The sequence below is a fragment of the Methanohalophilus mahii DSM 5219 genome (assembly GCF_000025865.1).
In the GTDB taxonomy this organism is placed as follows: domain Archaea; phylum Halobacteriota; class Methanosarcinia; order Methanosarcinales; family Methanosarcinaceae; genus Methanohalophilus; species Methanohalophilus mahii.
Window position 1 is genome coordinate 1,378,831 of sequence record NC_014002.1, and the last position, 17,614, is coordinate 1,396,444.

The 17,614-nt window shown below is 42.7% G+C and carries 18 protein-coding genes; 9 read left to right on the top strand and 9 right to left on the bottom strand.

What is annotated here, in order from left to right; translation table 11 throughout:
• Nucleotides 1–68: 68 nt before the first annotated feature.
• The 4 genes from MMAH_RS06850 to MMAH_RS06865 all read right to left on the bottom strand — a co-directional run bounded on the left by MMAH_RS06850 (nt 69) and on the right by MMAH_RS06865 (nt 2,502).
• Nucleotides 69–1,055 carry a radical SAM protein gene (locus MMAH_RS06850; protein WP_013037817.1) on the bottom strand — a complete coding sequence of 329 codons (987 nt, stop codon included), beginning with the start codon at nt 1,053–1,055 and terminating at the stop codon, nt 69–71.
• Between the two features lie 27 nt (nt 1,056–1,082).
• Nucleotides 1,083–1,403: a DUF5320 domain-containing protein gene (locus tag MMAH_RS06855; protein WP_013037818.1), complete on the bottom strand. Its 321-nt coding sequence runs from the start codon at nt 1,401–1,403 to the stop codon at nt 1,083–1,085.
• 49 nt (nt 1,404–1,452) lie between these two features.
• The gene (locus MMAH_RS06860) at nt 1,453–1,950 is read right to left on the bottom strand and encodes a DUF134 domain-containing protein (protein WP_083774847.1); all 498 of its coding nucleotides are present in this window, start codon (nt 1,948–1,950) and stop codon (nt 1,453–1,455) included.
• Nucleotides 1,951–2,058: 108 nt separating this feature from the next.
• Nucleotides 2,059–2,502, bottom strand: a complete 444-nt coding sequence (locus MMAH_RS06865; protein ID WP_157198710.1) for a hypothetical protein — start codon at nt 2,500–2,502, stop codon at nt 2,059–2,061.
• A 287-nt stretch (nt 2,503–2,789) separates the two neighbouring features.
• Here MMAH_RS06865 and MMAH_RS06870 point away from each other — a divergent pair, with 287 nt between their 5' ends.
• Nucleotides 2,790–4,808 (top strand): sodium-translocating pyrophosphatase, encoded by a 2,019-nt coding sequence (locus tag MMAH_RS06870; RefSeq protein WP_013037821.1) that lies wholly within the window; start codon nt 2,790–2,792, stop codon nt 4,806–4,808.
• Between the two features lie 229 nt (nt 4,809–5,037).
• Here MMAH_RS06870 and MMAH_RS06875 read toward each other — a convergent pair whose 3' ends face one another.
• The gene (locus MMAH_RS06875) at nt 5,038–5,499 is read right to left on the bottom strand and encodes a DUF523 domain-containing protein (protein WP_013037822.1); all 462 of its coding nucleotides are present in this window, start codon (nt 5,497–5,499) and stop codon (nt 5,038–5,040) included.
• Between the two features lie 115 nt (nt 5,500–5,614).
• Here MMAH_RS06875 and MMAH_RS06880 point away from each other — a divergent pair, with 115 nt between their 5' ends.
• On the top strand, nt 5,615–6,523 hold the full coding sequence (locus MMAH_RS06880) for a DUF7847 domain-containing protein (RefSeq protein ID WP_013037823.1): 909 nt from the start codon (nt 5,615–5,617) through the stop codon (nt 6,521–6,523).
• Here the strand turns inward: MMAH_RS06880 and MMAH_RS06885 are convergent, their stop codons facing one another.
• On the bottom strand, nt 6,524–7,441 hold the full coding sequence (locus tag MMAH_RS06885; RefSeq protein WP_013037824.1) for a TIGR00269 family protein: 918 nt from the start codon (nt 7,439–7,441) through the stop codon (nt 6,524–6,526).
• A 130-nt stretch (nt 7,442–7,571) separates the two neighbouring features.
• Here MMAH_RS06885 and MMAH_RS06890 point away from each other — a divergent pair, with 130 nt between their 5' ends.
• Entirely contained in the window at nt 7,572–8,888 is a 1,317-nt protein-coding gene (locus MMAH_RS06890) for a tripartite tricarboxylate transporter permease (RefSeq protein ID WP_013037825.1), read from the top strand.
• On the opposite strand, the gene MMAH_RS06895 is transcribed toward MMAH_RS06890, so the two are convergent.
• The gene (locus tag MMAH_RS06895; RefSeq protein WP_013037826.1) at nt 8,885–9,652 is read right to left on the bottom strand and encodes an ATP-binding protein; all 768 of its coding nucleotides are present in this window, start codon (nt 9,650–9,652) and stop codon (nt 8,885–8,887) included. The genes MMAH_RS06890 and MMAH_RS06895 overlap by 4 nt on opposite strands.
• 92 nt (nt 9,653–9,744) lie before the next feature.
• On the opposite strand from MMAH_RS06895, the gene MMAH_RS06900 reads away from it, so the two are divergent.
• Entirely contained in the window at nt 9,745–10,626 is an 882-nt protein-coding gene (locus MMAH_RS06900; RefSeq protein ID WP_013037827.1) for a cation diffusion facilitator family transporter, read from the top strand.
• A gap of 38 nt (nt 10,627–10,664) precedes the next feature.
• Nucleotides 10,665–11,765, top strand: coding sequence for a chorismate synthase (aroC, locus tag MMAH_RS06905; RefSeq protein WP_013037828.1), 1,101 nt, complete (start codon nt 10,665–10,667; stop codon nt 11,763–11,765).
• Between the two features lie 20 nt (nt 11,766–11,785).
• Here aroC and MMAH_RS06910 read toward each other — a convergent pair whose 3' ends face one another.
• Together MMAH_RS06910 and budA are read right to left on the bottom strand one after the other, a co-directional pair.
• Nucleotides 11,786–12,943, bottom strand: a complete 1,158-nt coding sequence (locus MMAH_RS06910) for an LL-diaminopimelate aminotransferase (protein ID WP_013037829.1) — start codon at nt 12,941–12,943, stop codon at nt 11,786–11,788.
• 105 nt (nt 12,944–13,048) lie between these two features.
• Nucleotides 13,049–13,846 (bottom strand): acetolactate decarboxylase, encoded by a 798-nt coding sequence (gene budA, locus MMAH_RS06915; protein ID WP_172632581.1) that lies wholly within the window; start codon nt 13,844–13,846, stop codon nt 13,049–13,051.
• A 227-nt stretch (nt 13,847–14,073) separates the two neighbouring features.
• Here budA and MMAH_RS06920 point away from each other — a divergent pair, with 227 nt between their 5' ends.
• Genes MMAH_RS06920 through MMAH_RS06935 form a run of 4 tightly spaced genes read left to right on the top strand, consistent with a single transcriptional unit; the run spans nt 14,074 to nt 17,611 of the window.
• Nucleotides 14,074–15,000: a metal ABC transporter solute-binding protein, Zn/Mn family gene (locus MMAH_RS06920; protein WP_013037831.1), complete on the top strand. Its 927-nt coding sequence runs from the start codon at nt 14,074–14,076 to the stop codon at nt 14,998–15,000.
• Nucleotides 14,984–15,751, top strand: a complete 768-nt coding sequence (locus MMAH_RS06925; protein ID WP_013037832.1) for a metal ABC transporter ATP-binding protein — start codon at nt 14,984–14,986, stop codon at nt 15,749–15,751. The genes MMAH_RS06920 and MMAH_RS06925 overlap by 17 nt, the downstream gene beginning before the upstream one ends.
• Before the next feature lie 11 nt (nt 15,752–15,762).
• Entirely contained in the window at nt 15,763–16,575 is an 813-nt protein-coding gene (locus tag MMAH_RS06930; protein WP_013037833.1) for a metal ABC transporter permease, read from the top strand.
• 55 nt (nt 16,576–16,630) lie between these two features.
• Nucleotides 16,631–17,611 carry a PAS domain S-box protein gene (locus tag MMAH_RS06935; protein ID WP_013037834.1) on the top strand — a complete coding sequence of 327 codons (981 nt, stop codon included), beginning with the start codon at nt 16,631–16,633 and terminating at the stop codon, nt 17,609–17,611.
• The last annotated feature ends 3 nt before the right edge of the window (nt 17,612–17,614 follow it).

Below are 17,614 nucleotides of genomic sequence, written 5' to 3' on the forward strand. Positions count from 1 at the left end.
TCCTCTAAAATTGCATGGATCTATAATGATTATTCATGTATATGTTTAGTGGTCGCAGGAAAGAATAATCACAAAACTCTGTAGTAAGAGGTATTGCATTCCCGGATCACCTCAATCGTTCCCCTGTATTTCATATTCTCAATAACAGGAATAAGGTTTTCCCTACTAATATCAAGTGAGTCAATCAACTGCTCGTTAGTGCAGGGACGACGGAGAATCAGGTCATACACTTCCTCTTCAATATTCTCGTGTTTGAGTACGGAGCGGCCCCTTTTTATACCTTGCAATACAAGACGCACTTTATTCCTTCCAAGTTTATCGTCAAAATATCTGGCAATTTCCTTCAACCTTTTCTCATCAACAGCATGTACGGAAGATTCAGCAGGAGGCCGGGTTACGGTCAAGACTTCAACTTCATCCGGATCGATGTATTCCAGAACTTCTACAAGACGTGAAATTTCCCTATCGGATGAGTTGCCTGGAAACTCGTTACTTTCTACAAACATGGCCTCTATGGAAAGCCTGCAGCCATCCAGCAAAGAAAGAGCCGCAAGTCCCTCTATAACTTCCTCCAGGTGAATACCCGGAGCAGGTCTGTTAATATTCCGGAATGAATCTTCATAACCCGATACTAGAGTAGCAACCACCAGATCTGCCTTTGCAAGATTCTGGCGCACATCCTTTCTGCCAACAAGGGAAGAATTGGTAATGACACATATAGGCACATCAGAAATATCACGGATACTGTCGATCATCTCTCCAAGCCATAGGTTGAGGGTTGGTTCACAGGTTCCTGAGAATGTAATGTAGTCAATATCTTCTATACTGCGATGATAATGCCGAATACCTTCAACAACTTCGGAACATGTAACGCATCCCACAGCATCCTCTGGAGATTGGATTTTATCTGTAACTGAGCCAAGCTGACAGTAGACACAGTCAAAATTGCAGTTTTTCCGGCTGGAAGGATTGCGGATAACATCCACACCCAGAGACCTGCCCAATCTTCGTGAGAGGATTGGACCATAAATTATTCTGGACTTTCGCTTTCCCACAGAAATTCCCCTAAAATAAAAAGAGGATCAGACATCCTCTGATCCCTTCCCCGAAAGTTGGGTTTTCAATTGTTCTATACGCTGGGAAAGCAAGTCCTTTTCTCTTTCAAGCGCTTCAAGCTCGCTTTGCAGGGATACAGGCTGAGAAGGAGTCGCAAATGGACCCCGTCTATAGTAACCCATGCCTTGTTTGAAAGGGCCACCAAATCTGTAAAAACCTCCCCTGAAGGAGTTTGCTCTTAGCAATCGATTCTGCCATCCTGGAATATCATATCCGGTGCAATAACCTGCACCTCTTCCTGTCATTGGCCCCATTCCCCTGGGACCGGTTCTGTTTCCACCGGGCATATTAATACAACCTCCTTTGTCGTTCTAGCATTGTTTCCATTCTATAAATTCAACCTCGCACCATCTGAGAACCGCATTCAGGACATTTGGCCTGACTGCACGGTACACCCGGCTGGTGTAGTTCAAGATGTCCACATGAAGGACACCTGCAATTCTGCGGAGCTGCAGCTCCGCGGCCCGGGCGATTTCCACCACCTCTGCGACCCTGTCCTCTGGCCCCTATCGGACCACTTCCATCTGGACCTGTGCCATCTCCTCCAGGCATATTGAGTTCACCTCCTTCTAAAGAAATACCTTTTCCATTGACCAGTGCATCCGTTACTTTTTCAAGACCCCTGCGAAGGGTTCTTTGAAATGTAGACTGATGGACTCCCATTTTCTGTGCTGCCTGCCCCTGAGACAATTTTTCTAAAATATTCAGTCTCATGGATTCCAGTTCATCTACACCGACATCAACAACGGGCATATTTTCATTCGTGTCATCGGGACTGAAACGCCGACACCTGTGACGGAAGCCTACCATTCTCTTTTTCCTGGGACGCACCATAATAATGCATCATAATGCATAACTATATAAATTTAACTACAAGAACAGATTGGATGCGAAACACAAGTAAAGCAGGACATAAAATTAAACATAATTGATTACTGAGAGTCATTGTTTTTCATAAAACAGATTTGGGATCGAATCCATACTACCCATATCCTTTGAAGGGCCTGCGGGATAAATAGCTACAAGAGAACCAACTTGTCTTCCAAGTTTCTTCTCATCATGAAGATAGAAATTTTCACTTTCCCGGGATACATTTTTAAGTAAAAATCTGGAATGGCCCCTTCCGAGTTCTATAACCTTAAATTCTTCAAAATCGTAGAAAAAGGCTTCGAATTCAGGTTTAAGATGGCGACTGCCTAACGCAAAAATATACACATCCCCGAAAAAATCCAGATCATAGAATAGATCAACTGTGGCATCAGTACCTGAAAAGCGAACCTGCATACTTGAAATATGTATATAATCCCTGCTATCCTCAGCCGCAAGTGCCCCTGATACAGGACACAGGAGCAGCAAAGTTACGAGTATAAGCCCTGCCATCCTCATTGGTACAGGATAATACGTTATAATTAATATGTCTATTCATATCTGTAGTGCATATAAAAGGTAAAACATTAATACTAACAAAAATATGTTAGGACAAATCGAACATGGCACACATCAATCTAAAAATTTTGAAACGTTAATTTCTTATTAGGTGTGTTCTATTTCAATCTGCCTTTGTGGCACCACTAAAGATTAATAATTATAGGTAAAGGGCAACTGGAACTTCCATCTGTCTGATAACCATCATAGCATTATCATAAAAATCAAACAAATATAGGAGAACAATAATGCAGGATATAATATACCTCGCCCCTCTGGCAGGTATCGTAAGTCTGGTATTTGCTGTATTTTTCGCAACCCGTATCTTCAAGGAAGGAACCGGTAACGAAAAAATGCAGGAAATTGCCACCGCGATACAGGAAGGGGCCATGGCATATCTGAACCGTCAATATAAAACAGTAGCTATAGTTGCTGTAATATTGGCTTTTCTGATATATGTATTGCTGGAAGAAAACAGTGGAAAAATTGCTATTGGATTCATAGTAGGAGCTATAAGTTCCGCTGCTGCAGGATATATCGGAATGAATGTATCTGTAAGAGCAAATGTTAGAACAGCAAACGCTGCATCAGAAGGACTGAAAAAAGCTATGCAAGTCGCAGTTCATGGTGGTGCAGTATCAGGTTTTGCGGTAGTAGGTTTGGCTCTGCTTGGTACCAGTGTATTTTACATCATGTTCGGTGATGTGGATCAAATAATCGGATTTGCCTTTGGTGCAAGCCTTATCAGCCTTTTTGCAAGAGTTGGTGGCGGTATATACACCAAAGCCGCTGATGTCGGAGCAGATCTTGTAGGTAAAGTTGAAGCAGGCATCCCTGAAGATGATCCGCGAAACGCTGGTGTAATTGCTGATAATGTAGGAGATAATGTAGGGGATTGTGCTGGTATGGGAGCAGATCTTTTTGAGACATATGTGGTTACTGTAATTGCAGCTATGCTGCTTGGTACCCAGATTCTGCAAGCCTATCCCAACGCAGTGATCTACCCATTAATTCTCGGTGCAGTCGCTGTTTTTGCATCCATCATATCAATTTTCTTCATACGTATAGGAAATGATAATAAGATCATGAAAGCACTCTACAAGGGAGTGGCAGTATCTGCAATTCTTTGTCTTGTTGCATTCTATTTCGTAACAGACATGCTTATAGGTAACATCAATATCTATTATGCAGCTCTTGTAGGTGTGGTCATCATGGTATTGATGGTCCTGGTCACCGAATATTATACTTCAACGAGTTACAGACCGGTTAAAAAGGTAGCAGAGGCTTCTGAAACGGGTGCAGGTACAAATGTAATTTCGGGTCTGGCAATGGGATTTGAAAGTACTGCCCTACCCGTTCTAATTATAGTAAGTGGTATCCTGGGCTCCTTTTTTGTTGCAGGCGGGGCAGCGGACCCGGCAATGGGACTTTACGGAATAGCAATCGCAGCAGCAGCAATGCTTTCCACGACTGGAATGATTGTTACTCTGGATTCCTATGGCCCAATAACCGACAATGCCGGTGGTATTGCCGAAATGGCCGGCCTTCCTTCGGAAATACGTGAAGTTACAGATGCCCTTGATGCAGTTGGTAACACAACAAAAGCTGTAACAAAAGGATATGCAATTGGTTCAGCGGCTCTTGGTGCATTGGCTCTTTTTGCAGATTACAGATACAAGGTAAATCTGGAAATGGGAGAACTTGCTCTTGACAACCCGGTAGTTCTGGCAGGCCTGTTGATAGGTGCTCTGTTGCCGTTCATATTCAGTGCAGTAACAATGCAGGCTGTCGGAAAAGCTGCTTTTGCAGTTATCAATGAAGTCAGGCGTCAGTTCAAAGAGATCCCTGGCATAATGGAAAGTACTTCCAAACCCGAGTATGGGAAATGTGTAGACATTGTAACCGCCACGGCCATTCGAGAAATGGCAATTCCAGGGGTCATTGCTGTAGCCACCCCATTGATTGTAGGTTACGTTCTTGGACCGCTGGCATTGGGAGGTCTTCTTATAGGAATTATCGCATCTGGTTTACTCCTTGCATTAACAATGAATAATGGAGGAGGTGCATGGGATAATGCGAAAAAACTTATCGAAGACGGATTCCATGGTGGAAAAGGTTCCGAAGCTCACAAAGCAGCTGTTGTGGGAGATACCGTAGGAGATCCATTTAAAGACACGGCAGGACCTGCAATAAATCCACTGATAAAAGTGGTAAACGTAGTTGCAATCCTGTTCTCTTCCCTGTTTATCGGGGCAGGAATATTCTGAAGGTCTATTGACCTTCATTTTTCTTTTTTATATATAATAACATAAAACAAAATCGTATAAACTATCCTACAATTATTTACTTAAAAATTATAGAGATTATCCTATTGATAATTACTAATGGGGAAAAGCTGACGGGTTTGAAGGGGGTTTAATATTTGGGGAGTGGGGGTTTAGGAAAAGAAAGACAACCCGTCAGCAACCCCCGTGATGACTACATATTATATATATATTACGGTTTGTAGTAATCCTGCATACTATAACATATCCCCCGCCTGACCAGTTCCATTTCGATTTCTTCAAAAAAAACTCCCCTACCAGCAACATGTTCATGTGTGAAGTTTGACACCCTGCCCACAGGACCGGCTACAGTTGTGAGGTCTGCAGCACAGGAGGGACTTTTTCCCACACCCACAAATTCAATGGAAAAACCCCTGCGATAAAATTCCTCAATCATATCTGCAATGGGGTCGAATAATTGTCTGCAGAATTTCCTGTATGCCGAATGGATTAACTGGTCCCTGGTAATTTCCCGGCGACTTGAACCAAAATATATCAGTTCCGGACAGGGAAGTTGAATTACATTGTTTTTCCCGGGAGAAAACGTTCCAGGTTTTTTAATCCCTGTAAGACGCGACTCAGGGTTGAGAAGACAGTGGGAAACTACCATAATTTTATCATTTTCAGCATCCATTGAATCACCTGTATGAGAATCTTTATACAATAAGAAGCCTTATGGAGACACAGTTGTATCCATAGGGAAACTTCCATATAACTACCACGATATGGTAATCGGGAGATAATATTTAATGGAAAATATAAATACGGTTCTGAGAAAAGGTTTTCAGACCTGGACACACAATCTCAATATTTGCATCCCATTCTTTTTGAACATATTTGCAGGCATATTTGCAATGTTTGCCATTTTCATGGTTACAGTCGTTATATTTATTATGCCTGCAATGCAGGACATTACATCAGACCCCGCAAATATCAACCCCGAAATGGCATTTGAAGTTCTCACAGCCGCCTTTTATGGTAATATGGGATTGTTCATACTCCTGTTTATAGCAGCATTCTTAATATCCATTCTTATAAGTTCCTATTTTTACGGCGGAGCCATAGGAATGGCAAAAAAAGCGCTCAAAGACGGCTCCACCAGTATCAATGAGATGTTTAAATCAGGAAAAAAGAACCTGGTCAACCTCTTCCTTACCAGGTTCATAGTAATGCTGATTATCCTCGCAGGAATAATCTTCGTGGTACCTGGAATACTGGCAATTGGGGATCTGAGCATATTGATGCAAAACCCCGAAGAAGCACTCTCGGGCACATTAATCCTTGTTTTTGGAATATTTATCTGGATATTCTATGCTATCGTGGTAAAGCTGGTCTTTACTTTTGCAGAATATGCACTGGTTGTCGGTGGGCTGGAGCCCCTGGAAGCCCTGGAAGAAGGATTCTCATTTTTCATGGACAATAAACTTGACACAGTCATCCTATGGCTGGTCCTGATTGGCCTGTCAATACTCACAGGAGTGGTCGGGGAAGTCCTGAATTCCATTGAAATACTCAGCACATTCTGGTCCTTTGCCGATTTTGTCCTGTCCTTTGCAGTAATCCAGCCTCTGACAGTACTGTGGTGGACAAGGATGTATTTAAGCGGCAAAAGTACACAATTTTATGATATTGATGACTATCTGAAATTTCAGCGTTAATCAGGTCTTGCCAAGAAGCCGACAGGCCTGACAGACATCAGTAGTGCAGGCCTGTCCGCAAATTGTGCACTTTTTAATTTCCGCCTGAGGAAATTCCTTTGCAAGTATTCCCACCATTTTATCAAAACCCTTCTGGAGTGAATATTTCGTACCAGGATGTCTTTGTTCAAAGTCGTCAAGCATCAGTCTTACTTCATTACGCAAGGCCTCATGCTTGTAAGGACACAGGCTTATATCCACCGGGATATCATTGACCTTTGCATACAATTCCACTTCATTTTCAGGAATCTTGCGTAAAGGTTTTGCACGTAGGACCAAACCCTCGAGTTCTCTTGGCGGAGAGAGACGTATCATCCGCTCCACATCACCCCCCAGGTGGTTCATCATTATCGTCTGGGCTTCATCATCAAGATTATGGCCTGTCACAAGTCGTTTTGCCCCGATATCAAGAGCTATCCTGTTAACCAGGGATTTGCGCAGCACACCACAATAACTGCAGGCACCATGTACCCTTTCCTTTGCTGCCAGTTCATCAAGTGATGTATCGTATTCATCAGCAAAACTATGGATAAGATGCTTTACACCAATATCGGAGGTCAGTTTTCTGGCATACTCTATTGAGCGTTCCCTGTAAACAGAAATACCTTCATCAACTGTAATTGCAACAAGTTCCAGGTCCCTGCGTTTGCCAAAAATCTTGTTCAAAATATACAGGGCCACACAGCTATCCTTACCACCGCTCAAGGCAACTGCAATTTTTTCGTTTTTACCAATATTGTAATTCTTACGAATCGTAAGCTTGACCTTGCGTTCTACATCTTCTGAAAAATGTTTTTTGCACAGGTGCATACCGGAATATGGCTGGTAAATGATAGCTTCATGATTGCATTTCATACACCTGGTTTTGTCTTCGGCCATAGGAGCACATTCAATTTAATCTAGTATAAATACTTACGTCACACATTGGATACAAATAAAAATAATAAACTAATAAAATATTAATATAAACAAAAATATAAATATTGTTATGAATGAATAACGGAACATAATGACAGTTGAAATATCCCTGATACTTTTGTCAATCCTTACAGGATTTCTGCTGGGAATTGTTTCCGGTCTTATCCCGGGCATACATACAAACAATTTCGCCCTGATACTGGTAGGATTGAGCCCCCTTCTTTTGAACCAGGGAATCGAACCTCTTTATGTAGCAATAATTGTATTATCCAACTCCATATCTCATACTTTCCATGATATTATACCTGCCATTTTTCTGGGTGCACCTAACGATGACATGGCCCTTGCAGTCCTGCCCGGGCACAGGTTGCTACTGGATGGATATGGAGCTGAAGCTGTCAGACTTTCTGCCCTTGGAAGTGCAGGTTCTGTTGCCTTTGCCCTCATAATGGCATACCCCCTGGTATTTTTCTTCACAAATTCCTATGATACCATACAGGAGAATATGGCCTGGATACTCATAATCATATCAGCCATACTTATCCTGACCGAGAAAGGAGAATATATCACAGGACAGGGATCACTTGCCTCATTTAGATACAAAGGTTATGCTCTTTGCCTCTTTATCCTGAGCGGATTGCTGGGATATTTTGCATTTGAGATGGAATACTTGGCAACACCAGTCTTAAAATTTGGTGAAACGTCCATTCTGTTACCTATTTTGAGTGGTTTGTTCGGTGCCTCACAACTAGCAATTAGCCTGATGTCAGATTCTCATATCCCTTCTGAAAATATATCCCGCATGCAACTTTCAGTAAAGAGAATATTACGTGGCATAATATCAGGCAGTTTTGCTGGATCAATTGTTGCGTGGCTGCCCGGCATATCAGCTTCAATTGCCACAGTGATTGCAAGACTTACTATTCCAAACGAAATTGACAGGGATGATATTGAAGATGAGATGGATGATTCAAAAGAGTTTATAATATCAATCTCCGGGGTTAATACAGCAAATTCTATTTTCGGCCTTTTTGCCCTGGCTATGATAGATAAAACAAGAAGCGGTGCTATGGTAGCAGTCAACCGTTTACTTGATACTGCAACAATTGAAAGCCGCTCAATAATTCTTTTCCTGATAGCAATAGTTGCAGCAGCCCTGCTATCCTACCTATCTACCATAGCCATTGGAAACAATATTCATCATGTCCTCAAGAAAATAGAATACAGGAAACTCTGTTTTGCTGTCATAGCCGGACTTACTATAATGGTGGCACTCTTTACCGGAGTTTTCGGAATACTTCTTTTTTTGACAGCTACCACAATCGGCATGCTTCCCCCTTTCATGAAAGTCAGGAGGAGTCATCTTATGGGAGTTATTTTGCTGCCTGTTATCCTTTACTTCATTTAAGCATCATGGAAAGACGTAATCATATCCACCATATTGTCCCTGACATTTTTGATAGAATCCAATGCCTCCCCATCCAGGTCAATGGGTGACATACCCTGCAGGTCGGCTTCTATAAAGTCCGGGGAAAAAGGAATCTCGCCAAGTACGGGAATACCGATATCCTCCAGCACAGTGGACATGTCGGCTTCATTGCTCTTGTTAATGACCGCAGCAATATGCTTGATACCGATCTCGTCAGAGAGTTTCTTTATGCGTGATGCGGTTTCAATGGAACGTTTGCCCGGCTCCACAACAATCAGCATCAAATCAATGCCTTTTGTAGTACCCCTGCCCAGATGTTCTATACCGGCTTCCATATCCATTATGACAGCACTGCTGTCCTTGAGCACCACATGTCGCAGCAGGGCGCGCAAAAATGCTGACGCAGGGCACATACAGCCACTCCCACCCCGTTCTACCGTACCCATTACAAGCATTTTTACATTATCCGGACCCACTGCTCCGAATCTTTCAACTACATCATCCACTTTCGGGTTGTATTTGAACATGCCTCCTGTCTGACCCGCACGTTCCTCGATCATTTCCCTGTATTCGGTCAATGGTTTGGGAGGAGAGGTTATACCCAGTGAGGAAGCCAGGTTCATATCCGGGTCCGCATCTATTGCCAGCACATCATACCCGTCCCTGGCCAGTAAACGTGCAATCGTACCTGAGATGGTGGTTTTTCCCACACCGCCTTTGCCTGTAATCGCAACTTTGAACATCTTATATTCACCCTGTTAACGAAATAACGGAAAATCAATATACATCTTAATTAAAGTAGTATCTAAATGTAGCAAACAGGACTTAAATAATTATGATGGATTCCTCTACAGATAAATACCGGTTAATAAGATCGATACTTATTAAGATACTTGTACTTAACCTGGTAGTATCCTTTGCCAAAATAGGCTACGGTTCTTTTACCAACACCTTAAGTATGGAATCCGACGGTTATCATTCCCTTTTTGATGGTATCTCCAACATAATAGGTATTCTCGGAATCCAGATCGCAGCAAGGCCACCTGACCGAAGGCATCCCTACGGACACCAAAAGTATGAATCCCTGGCTTCGGTTTTTATTGCAGTATTGCTGTTCATAGTAGCCGTGGAAATAATCTCCAAATCAGTTGATCGTTTTATTTCACCATCCACACCGGAAATCACCAGCTTAAGTTTTGTTGTAATGCTACTTACCATTGCAGTCAACCTCTTTGTAACAATATACGAGAAAAGAGAAGGAGAGAAACTGAAAAGCGACATCCTGATTGCAGATTCCATGCATACGAGAAGCGACATCTACGTATCCATATCAGTCATCGCAGGCCTGCTTGCTGTAAAAGGTGGATACCCCCTTATCGATCCGGTAATAGCTGTCATTATCTCCCTGTTCATAATCCGTGCGGCGATCAATATTATCAAAAGCAGCAGCAAAACCCTCTGTGATGAATCAAGACTTGATGAAGATATAATATGCAACATAGCTTTTGAAGTTGATGGCGTCATGGAATGCCACAGGATACGCACAAGAGGGACAAAAGGAGAATATTATATCGACCTGCATATAGAGGTGGACCCAAAAATGCCGGTTGATCAGGCACACAGCATATCCCATCAGGTGAGTGATAAAATCAAGCAGTACATAGAGGGTGCAAAAGATGTGGTTGTACATATGGAGCCACATGAAAAGCAGGATTGAAGCAAATTGATAAATAACGGAGTGTGTAACATAATAGCATGGCAGGAAACACGTTTGGCCATTCATTCAGGATAACCACCTGGGGAGAATCCCATGGAAAAGCCCTTGGAGTAGTTGTGGACGGAACTCCTGCGGGGTTGACACTTGATGAAGCGGATATACAGAAGGAACTGGACCGCCGCCGACCGGGACAGAGTAGCGCCGCAACAGCCCGTAAAGAAAAGGACAGTGTAGAAATTCTGTCGGGAGTTTTTGAAGGTATTACAACAGGCACCCCAATATCACTTATTGTTTACAATAAGGATGCAAATTCCAGTTCCTATGACAAATTGCGCGATAAACCCAGACCCGGTCATGCAGATTTCCCATATATGGAAAAATACGGCCACAGGGACCACAGAGGAGGAGGACGCTCTTCGGGCCGTGAGACCATTGGCAGGGTAGCAGCCGGCGCAATTGCAAAAAAATTACTTGAAGCATACGGTATTGAAGTAGTCGCACATGTAATAGAACTCGGAGGAATCCGGGCAGAAAATATCGATCCGGATATCAAAACTGCAATCGAAAAGAATCCTGTACGCTGCGCCGACCGGACAGCTGCAGTAAAAATGCTTGAAATGATAGAAAAAATGCGCAAATGCGGGGAAAGCACCGGAGGAATTGTGGAAATCCTTACCACAGGTGCACCGGCAGGAATGGGAGAACCGGTATTCAATAAGATCGATGCCGATATTGCGGCTGCAATGATGAGTATTGGTGCAGTCAAAGGAATTGAATTTGGTGCCGGCTTCAAAGCTGCCCGAATGAGGGGCAGTGAAATGAACGATGCCTTTGAAGTTGAGAACGAAACAATAAAGCCCCTTACCAACAACGCAGGCGGAGTACTCGGAGGACTTACCACAGGCATGCCAATAATTTGTCGCTGTGCTGTAAAACCCACCCCATCAATCTCATTGCCCCAGCGTACGGCAGATATGGTGACAAAAAAAGAAGAAATTATAGAAATAAAGGGGCGACATGATCCGACTATCCCCCCGAGAATGGTGCCTGTTGCCGAAGCCATGATGGCAATTGTACTGGCCGATCATATGATACAGAGCGGCCGTATAAATCCGGATAGGATACTGCCTGAAAAATAAAAAGGAAAAGGAAAAAAGGATTACAAATCCAGTTTTTCCATTCTTCCTACGGCTTCTTCTATACGTTCAACTGTCTGGGTGAGAGCAAACCTGATATAGCCTTCACCATAGTCTCCAAATCCTACCCCCGGCGTCGCGACAATTCCAGCTTCTTCAAGCAAGAGGGAAGAAAAGTCAATTGAACTGTATTTCTCGGGAACCCGGGCCCATACGTAGAAGGTGGCCTTTGGTGGGTTTACAGCAAGACCCATCGCATCAAGACCTTTCAGAAGGGTATCTCGTCTTTGCTTGTATACATTATTCATATCGGTGACACACTGCTGGGAACTGTCCAGTGCAGTAATTCCTGCCTTCTGAACTGCCTCGAATGCACCTGAATCTATGTTTGACTTGACCTTGCCAAAACCGGTTATTATATCCTTGTTACCCACGGCAAAGGCAATTCTCCAGCCTGTCATATTGTAAGTCTTGGAAAGGGAATAGAATTCAACACCAACATCCATCGCACCGTCTACATTCAGGAAACTTGGAGCCTCATAACCATCATACACCATGTCTGAATAAGCATTATCATGAACAATCACAACCTCATTTTCCCGGGCAAAGTCCACAACCTCTTCAAAGAACTTGAGACTTGCCGTGGCTGAAGTCGGGTTGTTGGGATAATTCATGAACATGAGTTTGGTTTTCTCAAGTACATCCTTTGGAATTGAATCCAGATCGGGAAGAAAATCATTTTCCTCGAGCAGAGGCATAATGTGAGGTACACCACCTGCAAATTGGGTACCTATCTTGTACACCGGGTAGGCAGGATCGGGCACAAGGGCTACGTCGCCGGGGTTGAGGAAAGCAAGAGGGATATGTGCTACACCTTCCTTGGAGCCGATCATTGTAAGGGCTTCAGTGGCCGGATCGATATCAATTCCCTTTGTCTCCTTACACCAACGAGCCGCTGCCTCCCTGAAAGCCGGCATACCAGAATAGGATGGATACCTGTGGGTTGAGGGATCGCGGACAGCCTCACACATAGAATCGACGATATGCTGATGAGTAGGTTGATCAGGGTCACCGACACCAAGGTCTATTACATCCACGCCCTGTTCTTTGACTTTGGCTTTGGCTTCGTCTATCGTTGCAAACAAATACGGTGGTAGTGCATTTATTCTGTCTGAGTACATTGCTTCACCTGAATTACAATCAAAATATTCGATATATCAGTATCAGTGGTCATATTGTAACGAAGCTATTTAAGAATCATGGGTGGCAAAAAGGAAAAAGGTTACTTATTGCTCAATGGCTTCAAGGGTATCCTTATTCCCGGGTAATGTTTCAGAGAAAGATGAAGATTCAGGAAGTGACAGGGTGAAATCGTATGTATAATCCAGTTCAACTAAGCCAGAAGTCAGATTACAGGCAAGAACATGGCCTCCGACTGTTTTGTTTGCATCTATGAAGTGGAAATGATAACCCGGCACATTGATATTTTCAATATAATAGGGGAGAAGGAAACCAACCATTGTACCATTTATATTTTCATGATAATACACAGTTTCCTCTTCTGCCACCACTTCCAGTAGAGGGCGATAGGGCTTACTTTGGGCAGGTACACTTCGTATACTTATGTTTTCAAATGTCCCTTCTATTTTCAATGCATACATGAGATTTGGGCCGGGAATCGTTTCTTTAATGATGGATTGGAGAGACGCATAATCTGTATTTGACCCAATTGTAATCGTGTCATCTGCTTCAAAGAAGGTGACTGCTGCAAAAGGAGTGGTAATCGTATCGTTTACCTGATAAATGTGCCCATCTGCTTTTGCCTGGTAAATTTCACCGTCCATAACTATCATTTCACCATCCAGTCGATCAAAAGTACCCAATCCGAAGCCACCCTGTTCTTTAAGATCGCAAACCTGCATATCCCCGTCATAGGAACCGGCAATTAAAGAGTCAATTGTAGATGTCTGGAAAAGAACATCATTATTAGAAACGTAAGTTTCATCCGTTGTTGCGGTGCAACCTGAAAAAGCAAGAAATAACAGAATACTCAACAGGACAATACGCCAGACGTTATTACTCATAGTGAAGTGTATAAAGATAAATATATAAATATTTTTTTTGTTTTGGGATGATATTGTAGCCATTTCACAAACATTGGAATCATGAATGTGGCTGTGCATTTATAGCAATTTACAAACTCATTTTTTGACCAATACCAAAAATACCAAAAGATTTAAACTTGAAACACAATATATAATGGATTAATCAGAATTGTTTATATATAAAGAACATAAAAGAGAGGTATTATATGATGAAGATTTTTAGTGATCTTATTTTTTGGTCAGATGCCAAAAAAGCATTTTTGCTTCTGTTAACAATAGTCTTAATTGCCACTTCAGGCTGTATGGAGGAAAATGATGCAGACGCAGGAGGCCAGGAGAAGATAACAGTCGCTGTAAGCGTTCTCCCCCAGGCAGAATTTGTGGAAAAGGTAGGAGGAGACCGCGTGGAAGTTGTCGTGATGATACCCCCTGGTGCAAGTCCCCACTCCTATGAACCGCGACCAAGTCAGCTTACAGAACTTAGCAATGCAGAAATGTATGCAATGGTTGGTTCCGGGATTCCAATGGAAGATTCCATGATGAGTAAACTTGCAGATTTAAATCCTGACATGCTTGTTGTCGATTGTTCTGATGGCATTGATTTCCTTAAGGAAGAACACGACCACACTCATGAAAACGACCATATGGATCTGGACCCTCATATATGGACATCACCTGATAATGCTAAAATAATGGTAGAGAATATATATAGTGGGCTTGTAGAAATTGATCCTGAAAATCAGGAGACTTATTCAAAAAATAAGAACACCTATATTTCAGAACTGGATGCATTGGATGAACAGATAAAGAAAAATATTGAAGGCAAAGAAGGAAGCAGTTTCATGGTCTACCATCCTGCATGGGGATATTTTGCAGAAAGGTACGACCTTAATATGGTACCCATCGAAACCGAAGGAAAGGAAGCAAGTGCCAGACAGCTCAGTGAGATCATAACTTTTGCAAAACAGGAAAACATAACTGTTATCTTCGTGCAGGCCCAATTCAGTACACAGAGTGCAGAGGCCGTTGCAGAGGAAATAGATGGCAAAGTTGTGAAAGTGGATCCTCTTGCCCGCAACTATACAGAAAATATGTATAAAGTATCCGAGGCATTCCGTGAAGGACTCAAATAACCACCAAAATGCAGTGGAAATTAAAGATGTGTGGTCGTACTACCACGATGTACCTGCCCTCAAAGAAATAAACCTTGACGTGCAGGAAGGAACTTTCCTGGGAATCATTGGACCTAACGGCGGAGGAAAAAGTACTTTATTAAAAGTAATTCTCGGCCTTATAGAACCAGATAGGGGTGATGTCCGTGTATTCGGTAAAAAACCGAAGGAAGGGAGGAAAACCATAGGTTATGTCCCCCAGCACAGTGCATCCAAACTGGATTTCCCGATCAATGTCTGGGATGTGGTTATGATGGGACGCATTGGAAAAACGTCCCTTTTCAGTAAATATAATCCTAATGACCGGAAAGTAGTGAAAGAATCCCTTGAAAAGGTTAAAATGTATGAATACAGGGACCGCCATATTGCCGAGCTTTCCGGGGGGCAGAGGCAGAGAGTTTTCATAGCCCGGGCACTTGCCTCAGAGCCAAAACTGTTGCTTCTCGATGAACCGGTGGCCGGAATAGACACAACTATGCAAAAGGAGTTCTACGAAATGCTTGAAGAACTCAAATCCCGTGTAACAATCATAATGGTCACCCACGATATTAGTGCGGTCTCGATATATGTTGATAAAGTGGCCTGTCTGAACCAGAAACTCTACTACCATGGTACAAAGGAACTGAAACCCGAAGACCTTGAAGAAGCCTACAAGTGTCCCGTAGAAATGATAGCACATGGTGTACCCCACCGGGTATTGAAAGCACATTAAGGGGATGGAACATGCTGGAGATCTTACAATACACATTCATGCAAAATGCTGTCGTTGCGGGCCTGCTGGCCAGCATAGCTTGCGGGATAATCGGGGTATATGTGGTTGTCAGGAAAATCGTATTCATAAGTGGAGGGATTGCCCATGCCTCTTTTGGCGGTATTGGTCTGGGTTATTACTTGGGAATGAATCCCCTTTTCAGTGTATTGCCTTTCAGCCTGCTTTCTGCACTGGTAATAGGACTTGTCAACAGACGTACCAATATCGCCGAAGATACTGCAATCGGAATACTATGGTCTGTAGGTATGGCACTGGGAGTCCTATTCATAGGCCTTACACCGGGATATGCACCGGATCTTATGACCTACCTTTTTGGCAATATATTGACAGTTCCTGTAAATGATATCTATCTGATGCTACTAATTGATACCCTGATTATTGCAAGTGTCTATCTGCTCTATAAGGAATTCATGGCCATAAGTTTTGATGAAGAATTTGCACAGGTCTCAGGTCTGCCGGTTGAAAAACTGGGTCTGTACATGCTTTGCCTGATAGCCCTTACCATAATAGTCATGATCAGAGTTGTAGGATTGATTCTTGTTATAGCCCTGTTAACAATACCGGCATCATTGAGCCGTGAATTTACAGACCGACTCGACAGGATGATGATGCTTGCCGTTATATTTGGCACGATATTTACTTTTACAGGCCTGTTTTTATCCTACTACTTGAACGTACCTTCCGGAGCCACGATTATATTAACAATGGCAGCGGGATATATGCTGCATTTCCCATTCAAGGGAAAAAATAAAAAGACAGCATGAGACTAATGATAAAATATTAATTGAATCAGCCAGATATCATTTATTGTAATTTTTTATGGGCGAGATGACAAAGGGTACTACAATGGAAAATCTTCTGGAAAGGATACTTGACACGATTTGCAAAGGCATGTGGGCCGTTGACAAAGACGAAGTTTTCATCTATTTTGACAAGGGAATGGAAGAAATCACCGGTATCAAAAGCGAAGAAGTGGTAGGCAAAAAACTAGAACAATATATGTCTGCTTCACGCCACAGCGTCGGTGATGAAGCCCATTTCAGGGAAATGTTCCTGAGAGCGAGAGATTCCCTAAAACCCATACCCTACAAAACCATGCCAATAGTTACAAAGGGTGGCAACTTAAGTTTCCAGACAGGCAGATTAATTCCTTTACTCGACAGGAAAGGAAATTATGACGGGATGATCTGTACTGTAGAAAGCGTCAGCGAGCAGAAGATCAGCCAGAAAACCCTGCGTAAAAGACTCCGTTCGGACAGGAAACTCGAAGAGATCTATAAAAACAGTCCTGTGGTGGCTTTTCTGTGGACTGCAGAAAAAGACTGGCCTGTGGAATTCGTATCCGGAAACATTTCCCAGTTTGGTTATACACCCGAAGATTTCACTTCCGGCAAACTTGTCTATGGAGATATAATATGTCCCGAGGACCTCGACATGGTACGCAGCGAGGTCAACGAACATGAAATTGAAGGCAAAATATTTTTTTCCAAGGAATACCGCATACTCACCAAATCCGGAGAAATACGTTGGGTGATCGAGCGGTCCTTCATAGGAAGAGATGAAGTTGGAGAACCTTCTTACTATCAGGGTATTATTATTGATATTACAGACCGTAAAATGGCCGAAGAGGCTATGCGGGAATCTGAAAAGAAATATAGATTGATCTTTGAGAATTCACCCCTGGGAATATTCCATTTTGATGAAAATGGGATAATCACCCATTGTAATGAAAAATTCCCTGAAATCATTGCTGCATCAAGAGAAGATATCATTGGCTTTAATATGGTGACATCCATCTAGGAT

Coding starts and splice junctions, on each gene's coding strand:
- MMAH_RS06855 (WP_013037818.1), bottom strand. CDS start 1,403: ATGCCCGGTGGAAACAGAACCGGTCCCAGGGGAATGGGGCCAATGACA.
- MMAH_RS06860 (WP_083774847.1), bottom strand. CDS start 1,950: ATGGTGCGTCCCAGGAAAAAGAGAATGGTAGGCTTCCGTCACAGGTGT.
- MMAH_RS06865 (WP_157198710.1), bottom strand. CDS start 2,502: ATGAGGATGGCAGGGCTTATACTCGTAACTTTGCTGCTCCTGTGTCCT.
- MMAH_RS06870 (WP_013037821.1), top strand. CDS start 2,790: ATGCAGGATATAATATACCTCGCCCCTCTGGCAGGTATCGTAAGTCTG.
- MMAH_RS06875 (WP_013037822.1), bottom strand. CDS start 5,499: ATGGATGCTGAAAATGATAAAATTATGGTAGTTTCCCACTGTCTTCTC.
- MMAH_RS06880 (WP_013037823.1), top strand. CDS start 5,615: ATGGAAAATATAAATACGGTTCTGAGAAAAGGTTTTCAGACCTGGACA.
- MMAH_RS06885 (WP_013037824.1), bottom strand. CDS start 7,441: ATGGCCGAAGACAAAACCAGGTGTATGAAATGCAATCATGAAGCTATC.
- MMAH_RS06890 (WP_013037825.1), top strand. CDS start 7,572: ATGACAGTTGAAATATCCCTGATACTTTTGTCAATCCTTACAGGATTT.
- MMAH_RS06895 (WP_013037826.1), bottom strand. CDS start 9,652: ATGTTCAAAGTTGCGATTACAGGCAAAGGCGGTGTGGGAAAAACCACC.
- MMAH_RS06900 (WP_013037827.1), top strand. CDS start 9,745: ATGATGGATTCCTCTACAGATAAATACCGGTTAATAAGATCGATACTT.
- aroC (WP_013037828.1), top strand. CDS start 10,665: ATGGCAGGAAACACGTTTGGCCATTCATTCAGGATAACCACCTGGGGA.
- MMAH_RS06910 (WP_013037829.1), bottom strand. CDS start 12,943: ATGTACTCAGACAGAATAAATGCACTACCACCGTATTTGTTTGCAACG.
- budA (WP_172632581.1), bottom strand. CDS start 13,846: ATGAGTAATAACGTCTGGCGTATTGTCCTGTTGAGTATTCTGTTATTT.
- MMAH_RS06920 (WP_013037831.1), top strand. CDS start 14,074: ATGATGAAGATTTTTAGTGATCTTATTTTTTGGTCAGATGCCAAAAAA.
- MMAH_RS06930 (WP_013037833.1), top strand. CDS start 15,763: ATGCTGGAGATCTTACAATACACATTCATGCAAAATGCTGTCGTTGCG.
- MMAH_RS06935 (WP_013037834.1), top strand. CDS start 16,631: ATGGGCGAGATGACAAAGGGTACTACAATGGAAAATCTTCTGGAAAGG.